We start from the raw sequence: 8049 nt of genomic DNA, 5'->3' as shown, positions 1-8049 counted from the left end.
CACGCTGCCTCCATTTCACCTGCAAAATTTATATATATTTTCAGTTAATTACCATATAAACCTTTGATTCTACTTTTGACTTCTTCATGATGAAATGTTTTCTCATGCATCATCAGTTCCTGTTCAATGACGCGCGGCAGCTGATTGCGAAGCGGGGCAACCAAATGATCTTTCAGTGTAACCAGTGAGTTTCTCGGCTTTTCCGCTAGTTCTTGCGCCAGCTCCACTGCATAATCTAACACTTCTGCACGGGGCAGCACCTTAAAGGGAACCCCTCTTTTTTCAAGATCAGCTCCGCGGTAGCTGCCCGCATTCAATAATATTTCCTGGGCCAGGCTGAAACCCAGTTTTTTAGGAACGATAAAGGTAGCGCCCATTCCAGGCGTAAATCCGTATTTCATAAAATTAGCCGTATACACGCTTTCCCTGCTCAGAATGACAATGTCAGCAAAGAGCCCCATGACAAAGCCGCCTCCAATTCCATGGCCCTGCATTGCCGCAATAACCGGAATCTCGCAATCCAGCGCCAGAGAATAAAGATTGTCATCAGTGAACTTGGTCAATCCCTGTTGAATTCGTAGCAGTCCTTCTTGCGTTCCTCCTGAAGCAAAATAATTATCATATCCTGTCAAAATGACCGCTTTGTATTTGGGATTCTGCCGTATGTATTCAAACGCTTGAATTAAATCGTCTGTAAGTTCTTGTGAAAACGCGTTTTTATGAGTGCGATCTTGCATCTTTACCTGAATAATGGCGGATTCAATTTCGATAAGCTCTACAACAGAATGCGTCATGATGTCCTCCTAACGGTTCTGATTGTCATTTTTAAACGGTTACTGATCCTCCCATGGGAATTGTCCTGTTTCAACATACCTGATGATTCCCATTTGGTTTTGAGGATCAGAAAACATGTCTTGATTTGCAGTTAAAGCAGTAGCTTTCGCACGACTGACTTGATGATCAAGTGAGCTCATAAACTGTTTATAATGTGCGATTCCTTTTTTATTCAGCCTCCGCAAACGCAATAAATGCTTTCTCAGCAGCACGTCACTTTCAGCATCAAAAGCATCTATTAACCCCCATTCACTGGCTTCCTGAACGGAAATCGGCTTTGTCATAAGCGTCATATAATGCGCTTTCTGCCAGCCGATACGGCGGATCAGAAACGGTAAAACACAAGCAGGGTACAGGCCGAATAGCAGCTCAGAGAGACTGAATGACGCCGTCTGATCAGCAATGGCAATATCTGTGGCAGATACGAATCCAAGACCGCCTGCATTCACTTTTCCCCTGACATGAGATATCGTGACATAAGGGCCGGTCTGCAATTTCAGCCACAAATCATAGAGAGGCTCTTGGGAGCTTGCCTGTTTTCTGCCCCTTTTCATTTCCTGATAGATTTCTTGAAAATCAGCTCCGAAACAAAACACCTCGGGAAGCCCCTCTAAAACGACAACCGTCACCGTTGATGTTTCACATTGGTTTAACACTTGCAAGCATTCTTCTATCAGCGTGTCATTAATCGTATTATTCGCTTCAGGACGGTGAAAGGTAATATAGCAAACCGACGCTTGAAAGCGGACCTTTATCGTTTGATAGGTCACGAGATCCACCTGTACTTTCGATGAAACTCAGAAATTTCTTCTAAAAACAAGCGCGGCTTCTCTTGAGTGGACTGCATGATGCCCGGTATCATCTCAAAGTCCAGCTTTACATTGCGCGTCCCAAACCGCACCATCCCGCTCCCCTTAAACAATAGCTCATACTCTTCCATGGAGAGCTGATACCGGCGATCCAAATGCTTCTCAATACCAAATGTTCGCTGACGCTCCTGGCCTTGCGGAGTTGTAATTCCGCTGTAAAATTCAGAACAGCAGCCGGATCCGTAGGAAAAACAGCCAATTCGTTTAGGCGAATCAAATCTCCCTTGATCTATCGTGCTGGCCAATGCCAGAAACAAGGCTGCCCCCATAATATTTCCAACCCGTTGACAGTAGTTTAAACCTGGTTTTACCCGAGTTAAAAAATCTGTCTCAATCCCGGATGTTTTCACCTTCGCCACCTTACGCATCATTGTCCGGTGCGCACCTTTCACCATCCCGCCAAAGGGCGTATGGTAAGCAAGATATTGAAACGTGTCCTGATAATTGGCACCCGGTACACGCTTTTGATATTCCAGAAAGGTCTGTTCGCAGCAATCCAAATATGACATTAAAGACAGATCAGAATCTCCCGCTTCACTGTCGGGAATGGGGCGGCACGTGTCCATCACTTCATAGCCGTAATAACCATTTGCTCCGGGATCTATTTGAAACACCTCGGGATTTTCGCCAACTAAAACGGCCACCGCTCCCGCTCCGGCGCTCGGTTCCGCATAAGACCAATCTTCGCTTAAAGCGTCTCCGCCCTCAGCGATTAAAAAACGTGAAATATCACTGGCGATAACCAGTGCTTTGGCACCCGGAGAAGTCTGGGATAATATAAAATTCACCGCCATCTGAAATCCCGCTGTCCCTGAATAACACGCCTGTTTAACCTCAAACAAACGGCAGTTGCGGTTGAGACCTAAGTATTCATGGATATATGTACTTAACGATTTCCCAAAGTCGATCCCGGATTCAGAGCAAGTGATCAGCAATTCAATCCGGTCCTTCTCTGCTTCAGATAAAGCATCAATAATCGGCTTAGCTGCATTGACTCCGAAGGTCACGGGATCTTCATAAGGCAGTGCTACCGCTTTTTCTTTCATTAATAAGTTTTCAAATCTCGCAGTATCTAAGTGTCTGTATTTGGCCAGCTCCATGACATCAAGGTATGCCGTTCCGCCAAAGACATTCATCGCTTCTATTCCGGCTGAAACCATTTATGATTCGCCTCCACATTTCTCAATGTTTTGTATACAAACCGCGGTGTTCATTCCGCCAAACCCCATGCTTAAGCTCAGCGCATTTTTGATGCGGTATGAAATCGATTTCTCATTTACCCAATGAAAGGAATCATCGATTGGATGATCCAAATTCCGGCTCGGATGCAGGGCAGATTTTTTCATTTGCAGCAAAACAGAAATAATCTCTACGATGCCCGCCGCACTAAGCCCGTGTCCGGTTATCGATTTTGTTGCATTGATATAAGCATGGGAAAGCCGGCATGCACGGAGCGCCTTTAATTCTATTTCATCTCCAATAAAAGAGCCTGTTCCATGAGGATTAATATAATCAATATCTTCTGGTAAAAGCCTGGCACGCTCCAGTGCCTTCTGGATGACATGAATCTCTCCTTCTAATGAAGGATCAGGATTCCGGTTTCCGTCCAGTTTGATTGACCAGCCAGACAATGCTGCATAAGGTTTGAGACCTCTTCGTAAAGCCGTCTCCTTTCGTTCTATTACCAATGCACCGCACGATTCTCCATAGATAAACCCGTCTCTGTTTTGATCAAAGGGACGGCACGCTTTTTCAGGTTCATCAGCATATTTGTCCGTCCCCATAGCGCCTAAAGCCCTTAGCGCCTCGCATTCCATATAAGAAAGATCCATTAAAGCACCAAGTGCTATGCAAGTATCAACTTCGCCTGACAGGACTTGCTGAATCGCATGAATGACTGCTAACTGGCCGCTGGCCGAGGCTCCTCCCACCGTATATGCTAATCCCGTGATGCCAAACTGATCTGTACATATCCCGCAAAGATCGCTGTCCATGAAAGACAGACCATACGCCGGCGAAATAAAACCGGAGCGGTCTTGATACCTTTCATAAACTTCAAAGGTTTCTCTCTGCTGAAAATTTGACCCGCCAACAACCAGTCCGATACGTGAGGAATCTGCATCGTCCAATTCAGCCTCCTCCCAAGCCTCTGTGAGAGTTACCAATGCAGTGCGGCTGGAGAATGATGCTTTTCGCAACATTTTTTTAGAGAGTCGGTCAGGATAAGACAATGACGCAATTTCGGCTCCGATAAACCGGCTGTCTTTTTGTCTGCCTGAACGCTTCATGACATCAAAGGCATGTCTGCCGGACAGCAGCGAGGAAGCAAAGTCCTCTTTCCCTTGACCGATAGAGGCCGTAACGCCTACACCGGTCACCACCACCTCAGGCAGATTGCACTTTGTCATAAAGCACCTCAGCTAATTCACCGATGTTTTTCACCCCGGATAGCTCAATGCGAGGGATTTTTAACGATAAATCCTCTAGCACCATCGTGATAATTTCAGCTCTGTCTACAGAGTCAGCTCCTAGCTCAACTAACTGATCTTCAGGCTCAAATCTGTGTCCGTCTAATTCAGGAAGCACCTCGCAAATATTGGTGATTAATACTTCAAAGATTCTCTGTTTATCCATAATGCGCTCTCTCCTTCAAGGGATTATTTTAATGATTTTTATAGGTGTATTTTCATAATATTCAAACTTTTATTTTTATGTTGTCTGTTTCATGCGACGGCTGATACATCGATTGCATCCGTTCATGAAGCAATACTGCCGTTTCTGTCATTAATTTTTTCCCGATTTCATCCACATGGCGGTTTCGCCAATTTTCAAATTGCGATCCTTTAACCCATTGATTAAAAGCTCCCAGCGCGGGACCGCAGTGAATTTGATAATCGACCTTCGAATGTTCGCTTCCGCTGATTGCCAATTTTGAGCTGTATCTGAAGTACCATCGGAAAATCAAAGCCATTTTATGCTTCGGGTTTTGTTCAGCCTTCTCAATGTCTGCCGCGGGATAATGCAATGCAATATCTTTATATATGTCTTCTATACTGCGTTTAAAGTATTTCTCCTCAAGCTGGGCCAGCATCTTTGCATCCAGCTCACGTATAGACCCATACCGCTGGTACAGTTCATATAACTTGTTTGCCCGTGCGGGAAAGAACACGCCTTTCTTTAGCACCTGCACTTTACTGCCCGATTCAAACATATCACCTGCAGGCGCATAGGCTGTATCTTGTACATTCATCTGCTGAAGCAAATCCTTTACTTTATCACTTGTTGCCGCCTCAACCGTACATTGATTGATTGAGCCTGTTAGAATAAAATCAGCCCCTAGCATAAAAGCCGCCATCGCTGCCTCAGGTGTTCCAATCCCTCCAGCTGCACCAACTCGTATTTTTTTCCGAAATTGATATTTTTTCATCATTTCATCTCTTAAAGATGTCATCGCCGGCATCAGGCTGTATGCCACACCGCCATCTGTATGACCGCCTGAATCAGCTTCTACACAAATATCGTCAGCCATCGGAATGCACCGCAACAACTCAGCTTCGTTCATAGTGATTTTATTTTCTCCTAAAAGCTTTTGCAGCATATTCTCAGGCGCAGGACTCAGAAATGATTCTGCAACTTCCGGCCGTGATATTTTTGCTATGAGACGATTTGAGCATATAACGTCACCATTTTGATTGCGTTTCACTCCTTTTGCGCGGTACCTTACTAATGCAGGAGTGACACTTAAAAATGCTGAAGCCTCCACAATGCTCACTTGATTCCTCAATAAAAGATCGATCATTTTTTCTTCTGATTCATTATGTTTCATATTGTGGACCAGATTGATGCCGTAGGCTTGTCCTTTTCCTAATTCACCTTGTATAGCATGGATCGCATCTTCAACCTCTTTCAGGCTCAGACCTCCTGTGCCAAAGAACCCCATCATTCCCGCTCTTGACAGCTTTACTACCATTTCTTTCGAAGCAATGCCGCGGTACATTCCTCCTGCAAGATAAGCATATGTAAGATGATAATCTTTTTTAAATTCAGCACTTCCTAAAGATTCTGCCGTAATCCCGGCTTGAACATTGCGTTGCTCCTTTAGATGCGCACTGATCGCGGGGTTCTTTTTCGGTATATATGTCAATGGTTCAGACTCATTTTTAATCCGATGAATGAGACCGGTTAATACAGTTCCAGGCCCAATCTCTGCAAACTCCATTTCTCCTCTTCCCATCAGGAAACGAATGCTGTCCGTCCATTTCACTGTGTTGTCCATTTGTTCAGATAATGTATCTTTTAATCTGTCTTGATGGTATGGCTCTGCGTAGACATTGGAGATAACCGGGATGGCCAAAGATGCAAACTGGAATGAGTCAATATATTGCTTAAATACCTGTTTGGCTTCATTCATATATCTGGAATGAAAAGCTCCGCTCACATTTAATGGATGAAACAGCTTTACATCCTTGGTGTTTTCAAAAACAGCCCGAGCTTTTTCAATCTCGTTTTTCGGGCCGGAAATCACAATTTGCCGGGGCGTATTTTCATTTGCCACATCAATGTCATAAAGACGGTGCTCTTCTAAAACGGCTGTAACTTGTTCCTTATTCAGGCCGATCACAGCAGCCATTCCGCCCCCTGTAATTCGTCCCATCAATTCTCCTCTTTTTTTGACGAGCCTTAATCCGGTTTCAAAATCAAATGCACCGGCTGCCATCAGCGCATTGTATTCTCCTAAGCTGTGTCCTGCCGCAAAATCAGGTTTTCTGCCGGTCTCCTCCACTCTCTTCAAGTAACTGAGTGCATTAACAACATACAAAGCCGGCTGCGTGTATTCAGTATGATTTAAATCCAGATATGATTTTTCGGTACATAGCTTCTCTATTGAATAGCCCAATATTTGATCTGCTTGATCTGTCAAATGCTGATACTGTTCAAATAGCCCTTGTCCCATCCCCTTTTGCTGGGAGCCTTGCCCTGGAAAGACATATGTAATCATCTTGTAAACTTCCTTTCTGGTGTACGGAAATACTCAACCGTATTCAGATTTTTCAGCTCCTGATGAAATGGTGTTATGATTGAGCTGCAACGGTCAGCTGAATCACCCGGAATCAGCTGTTTCACAAAAGCAGCTAAGGTGCCGGATGGCCCTAAATCGATAAACTTGCATGTATGCTGGCTTTCCAAATATCGAATCGCTTCACGAAACATCATTGGCTTTCTGACCGCATTCCAAAAGAAATTCTCGTCCATTACGTGAAGGCAGCTTCCCGTTAAGCTCGATACAATCGGTATTGACGGTTTTTGAAAAGATTTTGATCTTAAAAATTCTGCATAGGCACTCTCTGCCGGATCAATAAGCGAAGAATGAAAGGCATAGGACACAGGAAGCAGCTGGCAAAGAATCTGCTTCTCCTTTAAATCCTCCATAATCTTCCTTATATGATCTTCTTCACCAGAAATGACGAAGTGCGAATCATAATTGATAGAAATGAGTTCACTATTTCCAAACAGTTGCGAATGATCATTCAGCAATTGCGGTTTGTCAAGAATGGCCAGCATTTTTCCTTTATCGCAGGAATTCTGGATGATAATAGCCTGTTCAAGTATGCAATCCAGTATATCCTCTGCGTCTGACACACCAGAAACTGCCGCTGCTGCGAATTCTCCCAGACTTGATCCCAATACGTAATCAGGATAAATTCCCCTGTCTTCCAAAACCTTATATAAGGAATACTCAATCATAAAAATGGCGGGGTGGGAAAAAAGAATACTGTCAAACGGATCTGACACACGTTTACCTGGATGGTAGATTTCTTCAACAATGGATGTGCCGATTCGCCGTGCTGCAATGGCATCCATTTCAAGCATTGATTGGCGAAACACGGTATTTTCCTTAAATAGTTCTTTCCCCATGTGATAGTATTGGGAACCTTGCCCGGAAAACATAAAAACAAGCGGTTCATTCATGTGTATAACCTTCTTTTTTTATATTTATGACGGCTATTGGATTTCTCATTTCCATGCATGTTGTTAAAGCACATAGCAGCGATTGAAATGAAATTAATAAATGGAAAAGACATATGTGAAAAAGTAAAGGAGATTCAACTTGGAAGGATTGCTATTGGTGCTCTGGATGCGGTTCATTTATGACGTGATCGTAGATGTATGTTGATATCTCAAAATTGATGTAACATGATAACAGGATCAGCAAAGAACATCGACTCTATGATTGGTGGGTGCGGTTAAAAAATGGACCATCTAGATGTGGGAGCGATGGTTTGACAGACCGGCTGACATAGTTCAAATGTCTAACTTAATTTATCAGCCTCTTTATGTAACAGTA

At 43.9% G+C, this 8049-nt stretch carries 7 protein-coding genes; all 7 read right to left on the bottom strand.

The annotated features are described in order from the left end of the window. Positions 1 to 44: 44 nt before the first annotated feature. The 7 genes from CW370_RS04525 to CW370_RS04495 all read right to left on the bottom strand — a co-directional run bounded on the left by CW370_RS04525 (position 45) and on the right by CW370_RS04495 (position 7673). The gene (locus CW370_RS04525; RefSeq protein ID WP_024573190.1) at positions 45 to 794 is read right to left on the bottom strand and encodes a polyketide synthase; all 750 of its coding nucleotides are present in this window, start codon (positions 792 to 794) and stop codon (positions 45 to 47) included. A 39-nt stretch (positions 795 to 833) separates the two neighbouring features. Then, positions 834 to 1613 (bottom strand): enoyl-CoA hydratase/isomerase, encoded by a 780-nt coding sequence (locus CW370_RS04520; protein WP_080263044.1) that lies wholly within the window; start codon positions 1611 to 1613, stop codon positions 834 to 836. After that, entirely contained in the window at positions 1601 to 2863 is a 1263-nt protein-coding gene (gene pksG, locus CW370_RS04515) for a polyketide biosynthesis 3-hydroxy-3-methylglutaryl-ACP synthase PksG (protein ID WP_024573082.1), read from the bottom strand. The genes CW370_RS04520 and pksG overlap by 13 nt, the downstream gene beginning before the upstream one ends. Further along, positions 2864 to 4111, bottom strand: coding sequence for a polyketide biosynthesis malonyl-ACP decarboxylase PksF (gene pksF / locus CW370_RS04510; RefSeq protein ID WP_024573081.1), 1248 nt, complete (start codon positions 4109 to 4111; stop codon positions 2864 to 2866). Then, on the bottom strand, positions 4089 to 4337 hold the full coding sequence (locus CW370_RS04505; protein ID WP_003231809.1) for an acyl carrier protein: 249 nt from the start codon (positions 4335 to 4337) through the stop codon (positions 4089 to 4091). The genes pksF and CW370_RS04505 overlap by 23 nt, the downstream gene beginning before the upstream one ends. Positions 4338 to 4398: 61 nt before the next feature. Then, positions 4399 to 6702, bottom strand: a complete 2304-nt coding sequence (gene fabD / locus CW370_RS04500) for an ACP S-malonyltransferase (RefSeq protein ID WP_024573080.1) — start codon at positions 6700 to 6702, stop codon at positions 4399 to 4401. Further along, entirely contained in the window at positions 6699 to 7673 is a 975-nt protein-coding gene (locus CW370_RS04495; RefSeq protein ID WP_024573079.1) for an acyltransferase domain-containing protein, read from the bottom strand. The genes fabD and CW370_RS04495 overlap by 4 nt, the downstream gene beginning before the upstream one ends. Positions 7674 to 8049: the final 376 nt, after the last annotated feature.

It is taken from the genome of Bacillus sp. SN32, from assembly GCF_002837495.1.
In the GTDB taxonomy this organism is placed as follows: Bacteria; Bacillota; Bacilli; order Bacillales; family Bacillaceae; genus Bacillus; species Bacillus subtilis.
Note: the sequence above shows the minus strand (reverse complement) of the source record. Positions and strands in the feature narration are given on the sequence as shown.